This window comes from Vibrio sp. 10N.261.54.A5, from assembly GCF_041471145.1.
In the GTDB taxonomy this organism is placed as follows: Bacteria; Pseudomonadota; Gammaproteobacteria; order Enterobacterales; family Vibrionaceae; genus Vibrio; species Vibrio crassostreae_C.
This window is the reverse complement of record NZ_JBFRNU010000099.1, coordinates 1-16,202: the sequence shown is the minus strand read 5'-3', so window position 1 is coordinate 16,202 and position 16,202 is coordinate 1. Positions and strand designations below refer to the sequence as shown.

Genomic DNA, 16,202 nt, shown 5'->3' with positions numbered 1-16,202 from the left:
ACGACCGCAGCAAATCTTTATAGTCATACTGAATATTGGTGATTCAATATAACGTTGTCTTTTCTTTCTCGAAGAAAGAATGGTGGCTACTGCGGGATTTGAACCTGCGACCCCATCATTATGAGTGATGTGCTCTAACCAACTGAGCTAAGTAGCCATCTGAGAGCGAGACAATATAATATAATCTTGCTTTCAATGCCATTATCTTTTTAAAGATAATTACACTTTAAATAGTGGCTGGGCTACCTGGATTCGAACCAGGGAATGCCGGCATCAAAAGCCGGTGCCTTACCGCTTGGCGATAGCCCAACAATGATATCAATTAAGATATCTCAATATGGTGCGGTCGGAGAGACTTGAACTCTCACACCTCTCGGCGCCAGAACCTAAATCTGGTGCGTCTACCAATTCCGCCACGACCGCGTTATTTCCTAAAAACTCTTTGTTACTAAAGACAAACTTTAATATCAAATAGAGTGCTTAGGAAATGGTGGCTACTGCGGGATTTGAACCTGCGACCCCATCATTATGAGTGATGTGCTCTAACCAACTGAGCTAAGTAGCCATTTCCATATTGTTGCTCATTTCGAAACGTTGCCGCTTCGCTGTGAACGGGGCGCATTATGCGGAGTTGAGTGAAACCCGTCAACTTTTTTTTTGAATAAATCGCGAATAAACATCTGTTCGGTTTCTTTTTAGGCAAAGAGGCGTATTTGTCGACAAAAAACAGGTCTAAAAGGCGATATATATAGGAAGTTAACTTTCTGGTGAGGGACAATTTAGAAAGGAGAAAAACAAAAAGGCCAGTGAATTCACTGGCCTTTTTTCTAGATGTTTAATCAGAATTATACATTGAAGCGGAAGTGAACAACGTCACCATCTTTAACGATGTATTCTTTACCTTCAAGGCGCCATTTACCTGCGTCTTTCGCACCGCTCTCACCGTTAAATTCGATGAAGTGATCGAATCCAACAACTTCAGCACGGATGAAACCTTTCTCGAAGTCTGTGTGGATCTTACCCGCTGCTTGTGGCGCAGTTGCACCTACAGGGATTGTCCAAGCACGAACTTCTTTAACACCAGCTGTGAAGTAAGTCTGAAGAGTCAGTAGTTCGTAACCAGAGCGGATCACTCGGTTAAGACCTGGTTCTTCGATACCCATATCCGCAAGGAACTCTTCGCGATCTTCGTCATCAAGCTCAGAAAGCTCTGATTCGATTGCTGCACAAACAGCAACAACAACGTTGTTTTCGTTTTCTGCGTATTCACGAACAGCGTCTAGGTATGGGTTATTTTCAAAACCATCTTCTGCAACGTTTGCGATGTACATTGTTGGCTTAAGCGTTAGGAAGTTTAGGTAGCCGATTGCTGCCGCTTCTTCTTTGCCAAGTTCAACAGTACGTGCCATACCACCTTCAGTTAGAACTGGAAGTAGCTTTTCTAGTACAGTGATTTCGAATTTAGCGTCTTTGTCGCCGCCTTTCGCTTTCTTTGCGTTACGTTGAATTGCACGCTCACAGCTGTCTAAGTCAGCCAGTGCAAGTTCTAGGTTGATCACTTCGATATCTTCAATTGGAGATACTTTGCCAGCAACGTGAACAATGTTTTCATTTTCAAAGCAGCGTACAACGTGACCGATAGCGTCAGTTTCACGGATGTTAGCTAGGAATTTGTTACCAAGACCTTCACCTTTAGATGCGCCAGCAACTAGGCCCGCGATATCTACGAATTCCATTGTCGTTGGAAGGATCTTCTGTGGATTAACAATTTTTGCTAATGCATCCAAGCGTAGATCTGGAACCGGAACGATACCTGTGTTTGGTTCGATCGTACAAAATGGAAAGTTTGCTGCTTCGATGCCTGCTTTAGTCAGTGCGTTAAACAGAGTTGACTTACCAACGTTTGGTAGACCAACGATGCCACATTTAAAACCCATGATATAAACCTTATTCTGCTTTGAACGTATGTAAGCGATTTTGTGCTTTTGGTAGGCCATCTTTTAATAAGATGTCTAGGCTGCGAACCGATTCGTCAACGACGGCCTCGATACACTCTTGCTCTTTTTGAGGAGCTTTGCCTAATACATAACCTGCAACTTTATCTTTGTGTCCTGGATGGCCGATGCCTAATCTAAGACGATAGAATTCTTTATTGTTACCCTGCTTGCTGATGATGTCTTTCAGACCATTATGTCCGCCATGACCACCACCTTTTTTAAACTTTCCAATACCAGGAGGCAGATCTAACTCATCGTGAGCGACCATGATCTCTTCTGGTTTAATTTGGTAGAACTTTGCTAAGGCTGCAACTGCTTTGCCTGACAAGTTCATAAAAGTCGTTGGGATCAGCAAACGAAGATCTTCACCGTGAACCATGATACGACCCGTTAGGCCAAAGAACTTTGGTTCGTTCTTTAGTGTCACGTTATGTACACGCGCTAATTCTTCAACTACCCAAGCGCCCGCGTTGTGGCGAGTTTTGGCGTATTCTGGACCTGGATTAGCCAGTCCAACGAGAAGTTTTATTTGTTGGCTCAAGGTATGGATCTCTCTTGGGATTTCAAAAAGCGCCGTATGATATCACAGTTTATGAAAAAGGTGCGAGCTAGCTGATAGCTGCGCGATTATTCCTGTTTGTGATAACTAGCAGTGCAATATTACTCAGACATAAAAAAAGCACTTCATTGACTGAAGTGCTTAATATCTTTCTCTCGCGTGTTTCTAAAACCAAGCTTTTGTAAAAAAGCTATTGGGCTTTGATTAGTTGAACATCGCTGAGATTGATTCTTCGTTGCTGATACGACGAATCGCTTCAGCAAGCATGCGAGAAAGGCTAAGTGTTGTCACTTTACCCGTCGCAGCCATCTCTGGAGATAGAGAGATAGAATCCGTTACGATAACTTGGTCTAGAACAGAGTTCTTGATGTTGTTCGCAGCAGTACCAGAGAAAACAGCGTGAGTTGCGTAAGCGAATACACGCTTAGCACCGCGCTCTTTAAGCGCTTCAGCTGCTTTACATAGTGTGCCACCCGTATCGATCATGTCATCAACGATAACACAGTCACGACCTTCAACATCACCGATTAGGTTCATTACTTCAGAAACGTTAGCACGTGGACGACGCTTATCAACGATAGCGATGTCAACATCACCTAGCGCTTTAGCCGTTGCACGAGCACGTACAACACCACCAAGGTCTGGAGAAACCACTACTGGGTTTTCTAGGCCACGGTTAGCCATGTCTTCTAGAAGAACTGGAGTGCCGAAGATGTTATCAACAGGTACATCGAAGAAGCCTTGGATTTGCTCTGCGTGTAGGTCGATAGTAAGAACGCGGTCAACGCCAACGTTAGAAAGGAAGTCTGCAACAACTTTTGCAGTAATTGGCACACGAGCAGAACGTACACGACGATCTTGACGGGCATAACCGAAGTAAGGGATTACAGCAGTAATACGGCCAGCAGAAGCACGGCGCATTGCGTCAATCATTACCACCAATTCCATAAGGTTGTCATTGGTTGGTGCACAAGTTGATTGAATCAGGAATACATCGCTACCACGAACGTTTTCATTGATTTGAACAGCGACTTCGCCATCAGAAAAACGGTCTACAGTAGCATCGCCAAGAGAGATGTATAGACGATCAGCAATACGTTGGGCTAGTTCAGGTGTTGCGTTACCAGCAAATAGCTTCATATCAGGCACGGTGGAAACCTCGGGTTGCGTCCAGTTTTAAATAGATTGTGGGTGGGCTGATTGGTATTCAGCCAGAGTTTCTTTTAAAGGAGAAATGTTTCTTCCTTTCGCTACGAAAGCGGAAACTGTGTCAGGCAGTTGTTCTCGCACCAATTCGGCTTCTTTTTTGCTGTTAAATTCAGCAAAAACGCACGAACCTGTACCAGTCAATCTCGACGGCGCGTATTGTAGCAGCCATGAAAGTTGCTTATCAACCTCTGGGTACAGCATTCGCACAATTTTTTCGCAATCGTTTACGTATTCTTGCTCTAGAAGCGTTGCTAGCACTCGCTTTGGCGTATTTCGAGTTAATTCTGAATGTTTGAATATGTCTGCAGTTGCTATGCTCACTTGAGGTTTGGCGACTAGATACCATTTTTCATCCGGATTAGCTGGTGACAATTGTTCTCCAACCCCTTCAGCAAAGGCGGCGTGGCCTCGAACGAAGACAGGAACGTCAGCACCAAGCTTCAAACCGATCTCGGCGAGTTGATCGTCTGACAGGTTGAGTTGCCATAAATAATTCAGAGCGACCAACACGGTTGCTGCATTTGAAGAGCCTCCGCCAATACCGCCACCCATAGGCAGTACTTTCTTGAGTTCAATATCGGCACCGAAACAGGTTGAGGTATATTGCTGTAGCGCAGTAGCGGCTTTCCAGATCAGGTTGTCTTCAAGTGCTACCCCAGGGATTTCTGGTGTGATTGTTATCGAGCTAGTTTCTGAGTTTGCGGTAACCGTCAGTTCATCACCAAAATCGACAAACTGAAATAAAGTTTGAAGTTCGTGATAGCCATTGTCACGTCGACCAGTGATATAGAGAAATAAATTCAGTTTAGCCGGAGAAGGCCAATGGGTTGGCGTTGTTATCATCTTTTCAGTGTCCACTTCGAAACTACAATGTTGATTTTGTTATTGTCTTGCTTGAATGACAATCGAGTAGGGAGTGGGATTATCTCTACCTTAGTGTTGTCTTCACCCGATAGTTGCTTATTCGGCATCTCTGTATTGCGATAGTTAGCAAAACTCAGTGTCCATAATTGGTTGCTGACTTGTTTGGTGAGAGATTCAAGCGTGTTGGTCGTGTTCAATTGGTAGCTATCGGCTTGGTCTGGAATGCCAAGGAACCATTGTGGCAGGTGATCAATAGGGATCTGTAAACCTGTCAGCTGCTCAACCAAGACTGAAGCGCTCGCATGAGTAAATACTTGATCGCCATAGGTCACGACTTTTGCACCCGATGGATCTATGGTTAGGTTCAGTGCAGTTTGACCGAGAAAAGTAGTGAGCCTTAATTGACTTTGATTTGGTGAATGTTTCCAAATGAAATTTAGGCTTTGACGTTGCTCTGGGGAAATGTAAGCGAGCTTGCCTGAGGCTTGATAGTTGTCTATCTGTAAAAGCCGATCTTGATGACTTTGCCATTCAACGCTGGTTGGTTGTTCTGGGATAGACGAGCAACCCACCATAGTTATGGCCATAAAAATAAGAGACGCGATTTTGAGAAGCTTGCTCATGTTTGCTCACAACTTGTTCAAATTTATCTAAAAAACGCTTCAACTATAGCATTGAATTCACGAACTCAGGAAAACAAATCCCGCTTGCTCTTTAAATAGAGCCATGCATCAAGTAAAATTCGCCCCTTGTTTCCATTCCCTGATCGAGAACTTCTGATACATGTCTTTGCTTGCCGTAGGTATCAATCACAATACAGCGTCGGTTGAATTGCGAGAAAAAGTCGCTTTTGGTCCAGATAAATTATCTGAGGCACTCAAGCAACTTAACGCAAATGCACACGTGAATGGAAGTGTCATACTTTCTACCTGTAATCGAACTGAAGTGTATTGCGACGTTAAAGGCGTGGCTAAAAACAAACTCATCGATTGGTTGTCGGTTTTCCATCAAGTTAGCCCAGAAGAGCTAAAGCCAAGCCTTTATATCCATGAAGAGCAGGCGGCGATTAAACACTTAATGCGCGTTGCTTGTGGTTTGGACTCTTTAGTCTTGGGTGAACCGCAGATCTTAGGTCAGGTGAAGCAAGCGTATACGGACTCGCGAGAGAACAAATCCGTTGATGCTTCAATGGAAAAACTATTCCAGAAATCATTTTCTGTTGCGAAGCGTGTTCGAACTGAAACTGAAATCGGCGGAAGCGCGGTTTCTGTAGCTTACGCAGCCTGTACCTTAGCCAAGCATATTTTTGAATCCATCGCAGATTCAACCGTGTTACTGGTTGGTGCGGGTGAAACCATTGAGCTGGTGGCTAAGCACCTTTCGGCGAATGGCTGTACAAAAATGATTGTGGCGAACCGAACTCGAGAACGTGCTCTAGGGCTAGCAGAAGAATTTGGTGCTGAAGTGATCAGCTTGAATGAGATCCCTGATCATCTTCATCGAGCGGACATCGTAATTAGCTCAACCGCAAGTCCATTGCCTATTATCGGTAAGGGTATGGTTGAGACTGCTCTAAAAACAAGAAAGCATCAGCCGATGTTATTGGTTGATATTGCCGTTCCACGTGATGTGGAATCGCAGGTTGGTGATCTAAATGATGCCTACCTTTATTCGGTTGATGATTTGCAGTCGATTGTTGATGGCAATATCGAACAACGTAAAGTTGAAGCGATTCAAGCTGAAGCGATCGTCAGTGAAGAAAGTGCCGCGTTCATGAGTTGGATGCGCTCTTTACAAGCGGTAGACAGTATTCGAGATTACCGTAAATCGGCTAACGAAATCCGCGAAGAATTATTAAGTAAAAGTTTACAATCGCTTGCCGCTGGCGGTGACCCTGAAAAAGTTTTACTCGAGCTCAGCAATAAGCTCACAAACAAATTGATCCATGCTCCAACGCGCGCACTTCAAAGTGCAGCTGAGCAAGGAGAACCTGCAAAATTAATGGTCATTAGACAGAGTTTGGGCTTAGAAAACCCTCAATAATATTAGACCTCCAACAAGATAAGACATTATGAAAGCCTCGATTCTAGTAAAGCTTGAAACACTTGTTGAACGCTATGAAGAAGTTCAACATCTACTTGGTGATCCAGATGTAATCGGGAATCAAGACAAATTCCGTGCACTTTCGAAAGAATACTCTCAACTTGAAGAAGTGACAGCTTGCTTCCAGTCATACCAGCAAGCGAAAGAAGATCTAGAAGCTGCTGAAGAGATGGCAAACGAAGACGACGCAGAAATGCGTGAAATGGCTCAAGATGAAATCAAAGATGCGAAAGCAGCAATTGAGCGTCTGACTGATGAGCTACAGATTCTTCTTATTCCAAAAGATCCAAACGATGAGCGTAACTGTTTCCTAGAAATCCGCGCAGGTGCGGGTGGTGATGAAGCAGGTATCTTCGCGGGCAACCTGTTCCGTATGTACTCTAAGTTTGCTGAGAAGAAAGGTTGGCGTGTTGAAATCATGAGCAGCAATGCTTCTGAGCAAGGCGGCTACAAAGAGATGATCGCTAAGGTTAGTGGCGACGCTGTTTACGGCACCATGAAGTTTGAGTCAGGCGGTCACCGTGTACAACGTGTACCTGAAACCGAATCTCAAGGCCGTGTTCACACGTCAGCATGTACGGTTGCGGTTATGCCTGAGATCCCAGAAGCGGATCTTCCAGAAATCAAAGCGGGCGACCTTAAAATTGATACTTTCCGTGCATCAGGCGCGGGTGGTCAGCACGTTAACACCACGGATTCAGCAATCCGTATTACTCACTTACCAACGGGTACAGTAGTAGAGTGTCAGGACGAGCGTTCTCAGCATAAAAACAAAGCGAAAGCGATGGCTGTTCTTGCTGCTCGTATTGTTCAAGCAGAAGAAGAGCGCCGCGCGGCAGCGGTTTCTGATACACGTCGTAACCTACTAGGTTCGGGTGACCGTAGTGACCGTATTCGTACGTACAACTACCCACAAGGCCGTGTTTCGGATCACCGTATCAACCTTACAATTTACCGTCTTAACGAAGTACTTGAAGGTGACATGCAAAGCTTGCTTGATCCTGTACTTCAAGAGCACCAAGCCGATCAGCTTGCTGCACTTGCAGAGAACAACTAACCAGTATGCAGTCAGCATATACGGTTGAAAGTGCTTTAAAAGCAGCAATCGTAAAGCTTCAAGAGGGTGATAACACATCACCCTCTATTGATGCCGCGGTACTGCTTTGTCACGCCTTAGATAAACCAAGATCTTACCTACTGACTTGGCCTGAGAAGCATCTCACCTCTGAGCAAGAGTCTGAATTCAATGCCCTTCTAAAACGTCGCTTAACCGGTGAGCCCGTGGCTTACATTATCGGTGAGCGTGAGTTTTGGTCACTGCCGTTAAAAGTTTCCCCTTCTACATTAATCCCACGCCCAGATACCGAGCGTTTGGTTGAAGTAGCGTTGGATAAAACCTTTGGCAAGCAAGGCGCGATTCTCGATTTAGGGACAGGTACAGGTGCTATCGCGTTAGCATTGGCGTCTGAGATGCCGAATCGACAGGTGACGGGTATTGATCTTCGCCCTGAAGCGCAGCAGCTTGCGACAGAGAATGCACAGCGTCTCAACATCACCAATGCGACTTTTTTGCATGGTAGTTGGTTTGAGCCTTTGAGCTCTGAAGGCGTTGTGAAATTCTCTCTGATTGTTTCTAACCCGCCATACATTGAGAAGAATGATCCTCATTTGTCTCAAGGCGATGTGCGTTTTGAGCCGATCACAGCACTGGTTGCTGAAGAGAAAGGGCTTGCAGATATTCGATACATTTCTGAAAACGCACGTGGCTTTTTGGAAAATGAAGGTTGGTTAGCATTTGAACACGGCTATGACCAAGGTTTGGCAGTTCGTGAGATTATGCAGGCGCTCGGTTATCTCGATGTTGTCACAGAGAAAGATTACGGTGGTAATGACCGAGTGACATTGGGTCGTTACTGTTCATAGTTAGTGATTGTTAATCGTCTTGTGAGCAATGGATGATGAACTTGCTAAATTGATACCTTTAACTCGACAATACATTTAACCCGATAATGCATTTAACGCAGAAATAAAGAGCATTAACGGGTATTGTGAGGCTCGTGTTAACGAAAGCACATATAAAAATATAAAGGAATACCATGTACGAAGGTCTAAAACATTTTCACCTATTAACGATTGCTATAAGTGCGCTACTTTTCTCGATTCGTTTCGCTCTTATGATGGCTAACTCACCTAAGCTTAAGCATCCTTTCTTGCAGCGTTTCCCTCATATCAATGACTCGTTGCTATTGCTATCGGGTATTGGTTTGATTTTCATCACTGGCTTTATTCCATTTACACCAGCAGCACCATGGTTAACCGAAAAACTAACTTGTGTTATGGCTTACATCGCATTAGGTTTCTTTGCGCTTAAGCTAGGTAAAAACAAGCTACTGAGAGTATTCTCTTTCTTTGGTGCGCTTGGCTGGTTAGCGATGGCAGGCAAAATCGCAATGACCAAGACACCAACATTTTTCGGTTAATTATCTCCTTATTTCGGTTAACTATCTATGTACGAATTTTTTGATGAAGACTTTGACCAGCTAGAATTAGCTGAAGGTGCATTGATCTTAAATAAAGCGATTAACCCAGAAACTCAAGACAGTTGGGCAGAGCAAGAGCTGGCGAGATTGTTAAAAGACGCCGAGTTTGCTTTGGTTAATGAAACCGATGAACAGCAGAAGTTTGAATCTTTTATTCGACTATTCTTTTATGAATGGGGTTTTGCTGGCGATAAAGATGCGTATTTCTCTTCGGAAAACGCGTTCATCGATAAAGTGCTTGAGAGAAAGAAAGGCATTCCAGTGAGTCTGGGGGCGATCTTTCTTTTTCTAGGTCGCAAGCTAGGCTTTCCTGTAGAGGGCGTCTCTTTTCCGACTCAATTCTTACTTAAAGTAAGTTGGTACGGGCAAGCTGCGGCCTACATTAACCCTTATAACGGTGAGTACGTTGGCGAACAAACGCTGCGAGCATGGCTAATTGGCCATGATGGCCCATTAGCTAAGGTGAAACCTGAGCACCTAGAAGTCGCCGACCACCCAACGATTATTGGTAAGTGGTTAGCCCTGCTCAAGAGTGCACTGCTGCGAGAAGAGCGTTATACACTTGCATTGAAGTGTACCGATCTTGCGTTAACGTTTGTGCCGGATGATCCGTATGAAATCCGTGACCGCGGTTTTATCTATCAGCAGCTAGACTGTCACCAAGTGGCCGCAACCGATTATCAATACTTTATCGACCAATGCCCAGATGACCCGGCATCTGAGTTACTGAAATCTCAAGTGAACGTCATGAACGAAAAGACAGTGGTTGTTCACTAATTAATAATTATTTAGAGAGAATATGATGGAACAGAAAACAGTTCATATTGGCGATATGCCAATTGCTAACGACAAGCCATTTACGCTATTTGCAGGCATGAACGTTCTTGAATCTCGCGATCTTGCTATGCAGATCTGTGAGCACTATGTAAAAGTAACCGAGAAGCTGGGCATCCCTTACGTATTTAAGGCGTCTTTTGATAAAGCGAACCGCAGCTCAGTTCATTCATACCGTGGTCCAGGAATGGAAGAAGGTCTCAAAATCTTCCAAGAGCTGAAAGATACTTTCGGCGTGAAGATCATTACTGATATCCACACAGAAGCTCAAGCTCAGCCTGTTGCGGATGTGGTTGATGTAATCCAACTACCTGCATTCCTAGCTCGTCAAACTGATCTTGTTGAAGCAATGGCTAAGACTGGCGCAGTAATCAACGTGAAGAAGCCTCAGTTCATGAGCCCGAATCAAGTTGGCAACATCGTTGATAAGTTCGCTGAGTGCGGTAATGACAACATCATCCTTTGTGAGCGTGGCGCTTGCATGGGTTACGATAACCTTGTTGTGGATATGCTTGGCTTTGGCGTAATGAAGAAGTCTTCAAACGGTAGCCCAATCATCTTCGACGTGACGCACTCTCTACAAATGCGTGACCCATCAGGTGCTGCATCTGGCGGTCGTCGTGAGCAAACGGTTGAACTTGCTAAAGCGGGTCTTGCTACGGGTATTGCGGGTCTGTTCATTGAAGCTCACCCAAACCCAGACCAAGCTTGTTGTGATGGCCCATCTGCGCTACCTCTAGACAAACTAGAGCCGTTCTTGAAGCAGATGAAAGCACTTGATGACCTTATCAAAGGCTTTGAGCATATTGATATTAAATAATTGAGATGGATGTGAAGTAACGGAAACGTTATTTCACAAAGTTGATCTAAGAAAGCCCAGTTCTCTGAATTGGGCTTTTTTTAATCTCGTAAAAGCAGCCGAACATAAACCGTTCATTTAAAGAGTTGTTAACGTGGCGGGTTATTACCTAAGAAACTCTTATATGAGTGTGAGGTCAGTCCTGTTTGCAGTAAATTACTGATATTCATCACACTTTGTAAGTAAACGATTGCTTGTGATGCAGGGGAAGTTTGAGTGTAATCTCATAATTTTGTTACACTTAACTGTTGACCTATGCGTGACCAATTCGACATAAATATGAAATCGTTGTGTTACATCTAGAATGTTAATTTAAGATTAGTCATGTTGAAGTCTTATTGTTCGAACTCCAGGAAAGGGGTCGCAATAGATTATAAAAAGCAGTGGATTCCCTAAAAAGTTCAAAGGTATGACAATGAAGCAACGCCTTATTCTAAAGACAGCACTAAGTGCTGCAATTCTAGCTACTCTAGCTGGGTGTGCGTCTCAATCAGCTCATGATTGGAACCAAGACGAAACTTACAAGCTAACGATTCTTCACACAAACGATAACCATGGTCGTTTCTGGCAGAATAAATATGGCGAATACGGCATGTCTGCACGTAAAACGCTAGTTGACCAACTTCGTTCAGAAGTTGAAGCAGAAGGCGGTAGCGTGTTGCTTCTATCTGGCGGTGACATCAACACGGGTGTTCCAGAGTCAGACCTTCAGGACGCAGAACCTGATTTTAAAGGTATGAACAAAATTGGTTACGATGCCATGGCATTGGGTAACCACGAGTTTGATAACTCTTTAGACGTATTACAAAAGCAGATCGACTGGGCTAACTTCCCAATGCTATCTGCAAACATCTACGATAAAGCGACAGGTGAACGTAAGTTCCAAGCTTACGAGATGTTCGAAAAGCAAGGCATCAAGATTGCGGTTATTGGTTTAACAACTGAAGATACCCAAAAGATTGGTAACCCTGAATTTATCGCAGGCATCGACTTCCGTGATCCTAAAGAAGAAGCGAAGAAGCTAATCGCTGAACTTAAAGAAACAGAAAAACCGGATCTAATCTTTGCTGTGACTCATATGGGTCACTACGAAAATGGCCAACGTGGTGTTAATGCTCCGGGTGATGTCGCACTTGCTCGTTACCTAAACGAAGGCGATCTAGACATGATCGTTGGTGGTCACTCTCAAGAGCCTGTATGTATGGAAGGCCCTAACGTTGCGAAGAAAAACTTCAAGCCGGGTGATGAGTGTAAGCCTGACGTACAGAACGGTACTTACATCGTTCAAGCTCACGAGTGGGGCAAGTACGTAGGTCGTGCTGATTACGAATTCCGTAATGGCGAGCTAGAGATGGTGAGCTACGACCTGATTCCAGTTAACCTTAAGAAGAAAGTTAAGATCGACGGTAAGAAGCAACGTGTTCTTATTCAAGATGAAATCGCACAAGACCCAGAGCTACTTGAATTCCTACGTCCTTTCCAAGAGCAAGGTCAGGCACAGCTAGAAGTTCAAATCGCTGAGACAAATGGCAAGCTTGAAGGCGATCGTAACGTCGTTCGTTTCCAACAGACCAACCTAGGTCGTTTGATTGCGACTTCTCACATGGAGCGTGCAAAAGCAGACTTCGCTGTGATGAACTCTGGTGGCGTTCGTGACTCAATTGAAGCCGGTAATGTTACTTACAAAGATGTACTGAAGGTACAGCCTTTTGCAAACATCCTGACTTACACAGACATGACGGGTAAAGAAGTTCTGGATTACCTAAATGTAGTAGCGACTAAACCAATCGATTCTGGTGCTTACGCTCAGTTTGCTGGAATCTCTATGACAGTAGCGAACGGTGAAGTATCGAATGTATTCATCGGTGGCAAACAGCTTCGTCTAGACGAAACTTACCGTTTCACAGTACCAAGCTTTAACGCTGCTGGTGGTGACGGTTACCCTAAACTGTCTGATCACCCAGGTTACGTAAATACTGGTTTTGTTGATGCTGAAGTACTGAAAGAGTACCTAGAAGCAAACAGCCCGGTTGACGTGAACAAGTACGCGCCTTCAGGCCAAATGGTTTACAAGTAATTGTATCAATAGGTGCTAAATTAGATTGACTCTAGCACCATGATAAATTTAACTAAAGCGACGCCTCGGCGTCGCTTTTTGTTTATCTATCGTTTGGATTTGTTATGACCCCTGCAATCAATCTCGCCAAGAAAAAGAAAATCGCTCATAGTGTGCACCAGTATCATCATGATGCGAATAATACGAACTATGGTTTAGAAGCCGTTGAAGCGCTTGGTCAAGATCCCAAACGTGTATTCAAAACGCTGTTGTTCTGCTTGAATGGTGTGGCGAAAGATTTGGCGGTTGCCGTTATTCCTGTCGACCAGAAGCTAAATCTAAAGCTTGCCGCTAAAGCAGCGAAAGGCAAAAAAGCAGAGATGGCCGATCCTGAAATTGCTCAGAAAACCACGGGTTATGTTGTTGGTGGCATTAGTCCGCTTGGACAGAAGAAAGCACTGCCTACCTTCGTTCATTCCAGTGCGACAGATTTTGAAACGATATGTGTGAGTGCAGGTAAGCGTGGGCTAGAGATTGAATTAGACCCAAAAGACTTAACACTTCTGACTCGCGGCCAGTTTGCTGATTTATGTTTATAGATTGTCGTCGTCATGATGATAAAACTATCGAATGACCAACAAAAACGCCCGCTAGACTAATCTAGCGGGCGTTTTTATATCGAGAGTCTCGTCTTACTGATTCAGACTACTTCTTCAGACCTAAAGTACCACCAACACGCTTTGGTGCAGGTTTGTTCGGTCTGTTTGAATCTTGGCTGCGGTTTGCCGGCTTCCCGCTTCTACGATCCGTATTATCGCGATCTGTGCGATTGCGATCCGAACGATTTCTATCTGAATTAGAACGCTCTGAACGAGAGTTCGATTTCCAGTTCTCGGTATTACCACCGCTTTCACCATTCGATGAATTGCGGCCACGCTTTGAATTAGGTGCATGACGGAATTCATCCGCATTGTTACCGCGGTAGGTGCGTGTACGGTTCTCGTTTTGATTACGGCGCGCTGTTGAAGCTTGGTTCTCTTCACGGCTATCAAAAAGTTTCGCGTCAGTCGCTTTGCGAATGCGTTGACCTTTCGCGTTCATTTTTGACGCATCTTCCGTACTTACTGAGCCTTCACACATCGCTAAAATTTCAGTGATCTCTTCGTCGCTCAGGTAGCGCCATTTGCCGTTAGGAATACCGTCTAGTGAGATATTCATAATACGAACACGACGCAGTTTAAATACTTCATAACCGAGCGCTTCACACATACGGCGAATTTGGCGGTTAAGGCCTTGTGTTAGCGTAATTCGGAATGAGAACTTAGTCTCTTTCTCTACTTTACATGGCAAAGTGACTGTATCGAGAATGTGAACGCCAGCGCCCATTTGCTTCAAGAATTCCGTCGTAATCGGCTTATCTACACGCACCACGTATTCTTTCTCGTGGTTGTTACCTGCACGTAGGATCTTGTTTACGATGTCGCCGTCATTGGTTAGGAAGATAAGGCCATCAGAAGGCTTATCTAGACGACCAATCGGGAAAATGCGTTTGTGGTGGCCAATAAAGTCGACGATGTTGCCAGGAATATCACGCTCAGTCGTACAGGTGATACCTGTTGGTTTATTGAGAGCAATGTAAATCGGCTTCTCTTTTGAGCGAACAGGCTTATTGTCGATCTCAACATCATCACCTGGCAAGACTTTAGTACCCATTTCAGGGATCTTACCGTTAATAGTAACTCGGCCTGCATCAATCAGTTTATCGGCTTCGCGGCGTGAGCAAAAACCAGTTTCACTGATGTATTTATTAAGGCGTTTAGCTTGGGATTCTTGTGACATGATATTCTCTTAGCGTTTCACAACGGAAATGTAGATAAACAAAAAGCAACCTTTGGATAGTTGCTTTGAGTTGGAATTCGTTAACTGAGGCAATTTTAGCACTTGGTGTGAGTCTAGGCACGAAATATCGATCTTGATGCAAAATCGTTACTAGTCCATTTATCTATCTCAACCTATTAACTGGTGCGTTTTTGATGGCGCTCTCTGTTCTCTAGCTTTTTCTCATTACTCTTTCTGAGCATTACGTAGACTGCGCCCGTACCACCATGAAATTGCTGAGCAGAATGAACACATTGAACGTCGTTGATTTGTGTTAGCCAATTTGCCACGTAGCTTTTCATCATTGCAGGTGGATTCGAACGCTCACCCTTACCATGAACAATGATGACGGTACGAACATCCATTCTTAAACACTGACGCAAAAATGAAAGCACTTCGTTACGTGCGTCTTTCAGTGTTTTCCTATGAAGGTCGAGCTTGGCTTGAATAGGGTATTTTCCTAGGCGCAGCTTTTTGTATACGCCTTCTTGTACACCGTCTTTTTTATAAGCAACAACATCGTCTGGCTTGATCATTGGCGAATAGTCTAATGATAAGTAGTCTTTCTCGTCGTCAGACAGCCACATAGCGGCTTCACGCTTAGCAAGGTGAGATTCGGTGACTCGGTGTACTTTCTGGTGTTCAGCGGTGTCATGGTCGATACGTTTAACATCGCCCATCATTTCTTGGAATAGATCTAAGTCATCATCATGAGACATAGTGTGTATCTCAAGTTGGAGAAGGATAGGGTAAGTATACCTAAGTTGAGGTTAGGTTTAAAAATGAAAAAACCGGAGAAGACAATAAGTCTGCTCCGGTGCAAAGCGTTTTGACATTTACTTATAAAGTAAAAGAATACTTAAAAGTAAATGATTTAGGCAGAGCGATTCTAGTGAGGAGATTTTTCAGTCATAACTTTGTATATGAAGAAGCCTCCATAAAACATCATGAGACCCAGAGCCCCGAAGATTACTATCATTGAAGATAGTCCCACCGCATTACCAAATAGGAGATCTAGCCAAAAGTCCATGTGTATACCTCAAAGTTATATGACATGGCTTAGTGTATTAACAAGCATTATCAATTCACTGATCTGGATCAATCCTGTTTCATAAGTTAAATACTTGTTGGTAACTGTGTGTTTTTCGTCACATCATGCTCGTTGTTGTATGTCTTTTGTTCGAACGATTCAAAATCGCAATAAATATGAGAAAAAGCCCTTGCGGATAAATTCAGAACCCGTATTATACGCTCCATCGACAGGCAATGAGCCAGTTAGATATTTCGGTGAATAGCGCAGCTT

Annotated in this window: 16 protein-coding genes and 4 tRNA genes; 8 read left to right on the top strand and 12 right to left on the bottom strand. The window is 44.1% G+C overall.

From position 1 onward, the window contains the following. Positions 1-80: 80 nt before the first annotated feature. From AB4329_RS22155 to lolB, 9 genes are all read right to left on the bottom strand, one after another. Positions 81-157: transfer RNA gene (locus AB4329_RS22155), tRNA-Met, on the bottom strand. A 77-nt stretch (positions 158-234) separates the two neighbouring features. Beyond that, positions 235-309 (bottom strand) — tRNA-Gln (locus tag AB4329_RS22150). Between the two features lie 29 nt (positions 310-338). Next, positions 339-423: transfer RNA gene (locus AB4329_RS22145), tRNA-Leu, on the bottom strand. A 65-nt stretch (positions 424-488) separates the two neighbouring features. Then, a tRNA-Met gene (locus AB4329_RS22140) sits at positions 489-565 on the bottom strand. A 280-nt stretch (positions 566-845) separates the two neighbouring features. After that, positions 846-1,937, bottom strand: coding sequence for a redox-regulated ATPase YchF (ychF, locus tag AB4329_RS22135; protein ID WP_010439159.1), 1,092 nt, complete (start codon positions 1,935-1,937; stop codon positions 846-848). Positions 1,938-1,947: 10 nt separating this feature from the next. Continuing rightward, on the bottom strand, positions 1,948-2,538 hold the full coding sequence (gene pth / locus AB4329_RS22130) for an aminoacyl-tRNA hydrolase (RefSeq protein ID WP_004739815.1): 591 nt from the start codon (positions 2,536-2,538) through the stop codon (positions 1,948-1,950). A 222-nt stretch (positions 2,539-2,760) separates the two neighbouring features. Continuing rightward, on the bottom strand, positions 2,761-3,705 hold the full coding sequence (locus AB4329_RS22125) for a ribose-phosphate pyrophosphokinase (RefSeq protein ID WP_004739814.1): 945 nt from the start codon (positions 3,703-3,705) through the stop codon (positions 2,761-2,763). Positions 3,706-3,732: 27 nt separating this feature from the next. Next, positions 3,733-4,608, bottom strand: a complete 876-nt coding sequence (gene ispE / locus AB4329_RS22120; protein WP_372139294.1) for a 4-(cytidine 5'-diphospho)-2-C-methyl-D-erythritol kinase — start codon at positions 4,606-4,608, stop codon at positions 3,733-3,735. Further along, entirely contained in the window at positions 4,605-5,252 is a 648-nt protein-coding gene (gene lolB, locus AB4329_RS22115) for a lipoprotein insertase outer membrane protein LolB (RefSeq protein WP_017067135.1), read from the bottom strand. Before lolB ends, ispE begins: the two co-directional genes overlap by 4 nt. Before the next feature lie 160 nt (positions 5,253-5,412). Here lolB and hemA point away from each other — a divergent pair, with 160 nt between their 5' ends. The 8 genes from hemA to ybaK all read left to right on the top strand — a co-directional run bounded on the left by hemA (position 5,413) and on the right by ybaK (position 13,620). Beyond that, complete coding sequence (gene hemA / locus AB4329_RS22110; RefSeq protein WP_017062312.1) at positions 5,413-6,672, top strand: glutamyl-tRNA reductase; 1,260 nt, start codon at positions 5,413-5,415, stop codon at positions 6,670-6,672. 28 nt (positions 6,673-6,700) lie between these two features. Continuing rightward, positions 6,701-7,789: a peptide chain release factor 1 gene (gene prfA, locus AB4329_RS22105; RefSeq protein ID WP_017062313.1), complete on the top strand. Its 1,089-nt coding sequence runs from the start codon at positions 6,701-6,703 to the stop codon at positions 7,787-7,789. Positions 7,790-7,794: 5 nt separating this feature from the next. Then, complete coding sequence (gene prmC, locus AB4329_RS22100; RefSeq protein ID WP_017062314.1) at positions 7,795-8,655, top strand: peptide chain release factor N(5)-glutamine methyltransferase; 861 nt, start codon at positions 7,795-7,797, stop codon at positions 8,653-8,655. Between the two features lie 173 nt (positions 8,656-8,828). Next, positions 8,829-9,212: a SirB2 family protein gene (locus tag AB4329_RS22095; RefSeq protein WP_372139293.1), complete on the top strand. Its 384-nt coding sequence runs from the start codon at positions 8,829-8,831 to the stop codon at positions 9,210-9,212. Between the two features lie 27 nt (positions 9,213-9,239). Next, on the top strand, positions 9,240-10,049 hold the full coding sequence (locus AB4329_RS22090; RefSeq protein WP_017064164.1) for a SirB1 family protein: 810 nt from the start codon (positions 9,240-9,242) through the stop codon (positions 10,047-10,049). A 22-nt stretch (positions 10,050-10,071) separates the two neighbouring features. Beyond that, entirely contained in the window at positions 10,072-10,926 is an 855-nt protein-coding gene (gene kdsA / locus AB4329_RS22085; protein ID WP_372139291.1) for a 3-deoxy-8-phosphooctulonate synthase, read from the top strand. A 454-nt stretch (positions 10,927-11,380) separates the two neighbouring features. Next, positions 11,381-13,042, top strand: coding sequence for a bifunctional UDP-sugar hydrolase/5'-nucleotidase UshA (ushA, locus tag AB4329_RS22080; protein ID WP_017064163.1), 1,662 nt, complete (start codon positions 11,381-11,383; stop codon positions 13,040-13,042). 104 nt (positions 13,043-13,146) lie between these two features. Then, positions 13,147-13,620: a Cys-tRNA(Pro) deacylase gene (ybaK, locus tag AB4329_RS22075; RefSeq protein ID WP_017069618.1), complete on the top strand. Its 474-nt coding sequence runs from the start codon at positions 13,147-13,149 to the stop codon at positions 13,618-13,620. Positions 13,621-13,726: 106 nt separating this feature from the next. Here ybaK and rluF read toward each other — a convergent pair whose 3' ends face one another. From rluF to AB4329_RS22060, 3 genes are all read right to left on the bottom strand, one after another. Next, entirely contained in the window at positions 13,727-14,860 is a 1,134-nt protein-coding gene (gene rluF / locus AB4329_RS22070) for a 23S rRNA pseudouridine(2604) synthase RluF (RefSeq protein ID WP_017064161.1), read from the bottom strand. 176 nt (positions 14,861-15,036) lie between these two features. Beyond that, the gene (smrA, locus tag AB4329_RS22065; RefSeq protein ID WP_017062320.1) at positions 15,037-15,618 is read right to left on the bottom strand and encodes a DNA endonuclease SmrA; all 582 of its coding nucleotides are present in this window, start codon (positions 15,616-15,618) and stop codon (positions 15,037-15,039) included. Between the two features lie 170 nt (positions 15,619-15,788). After that, on the bottom strand, positions 15,789-15,929 hold the full coding sequence (locus tag AB4329_RS22060; RefSeq protein WP_017062321.1) for a DUF3149 domain-containing protein: 141 nt from the start codon (positions 15,927-15,929) through the stop codon (positions 15,789-15,791). Positions 15,930-16,202: the final 273 nt, after the last annotated feature.

What these genes read in the sequence shown, in the direction of transcription:
- ychF (WP_010439159.1), bottom strand. Translation starts at nt 1,937, where the DNA reads ATGGGTTTTAAATGTGGCATCGTTGGTCTACCAAACGTTGGTAAGTCA.
- ispE (WP_372139294.1), bottom strand. Translation starts at nt 4,608, where the DNA reads ATGATAACAACGCCAACCCATTGGCCTTCTCCGGCTAAACTGAATTTA.
- lolB (WP_017067135.1), bottom strand. Translation starts at nt 5,252, where the DNA reads ATGAGCAAGCTTCTCAAAATCGCGTCTCTTATTTTTATGGCCATAACT.
- hemA (WP_017062312.1), top strand. Translation starts at nt 5,413, where the DNA reads ATGTCTTTGCTTGCCGTAGGTATCAATCACAATACAGCGTCGGTTGAA.
- prfA (WP_017062313.1), top strand. Translation starts at nt 6,701, where the DNA reads ATGAAAGCCTCGATTCTAGTAAAGCTTGAAACACTTGTTGAACGCTAT.
- prmC (WP_017062314.1), top strand. Translation starts at nt 7,795, where the DNA reads ATGCAGTCAGCATATACGGTTGAAAGTGCTTTAAAAGCAGCAATCGTA.
- AB4329_RS22095 (WP_372139293.1), top strand. Translation starts at nt 8,829, where the DNA reads ATGTACGAAGGTCTAAAACATTTTCACCTATTAACGATTGCTATAAGT.
- AB4329_RS22090 (WP_017064164.1), top strand. Translation starts at nt 9,240, where the DNA reads ATGTACGAATTTTTTGATGAAGACTTTGACCAGCTAGAATTAGCTGAA.
- kdsA (WP_372139291.1), top strand. Translation starts at nt 10,072, where the DNA reads ATGATGGAACAGAAAACAGTTCATATTGGCGATATGCCAATTGCTAAC.
- ushA (WP_017064163.1), top strand. Translation starts at nt 11,381, where the DNA reads ATGAAGCAACGCCTTATTCTAAAGACAGCACTAAGTGCTGCAATTCTA.
- ybaK (WP_017069618.1), top strand. Translation starts at nt 13,147, where the DNA reads ATGACCCCTGCAATCAATCTCGCCAAGAAAAAGAAAATCGCTCATAGT.
- rluF (WP_017064161.1), bottom strand. Translation starts at nt 14,860, where the DNA reads ATGTCACAAGAATCCCAAGCTAAACGCCTTAATAAATACATCAGTGAA.
- smrA (WP_017062320.1), bottom strand. Translation starts at nt 15,618, where the DNA reads ATGTCTCATGATGATGACTTAGATCTATTCCAAGAAATGATGGGCGAT.
- AB4329_RS22060 (WP_017062321.1), bottom strand. Translation starts at nt 15,929, where the DNA reads ATGGACTTTTGGCTAGATCTCCTATTTGGTAATGCGGTGGGACTATCT.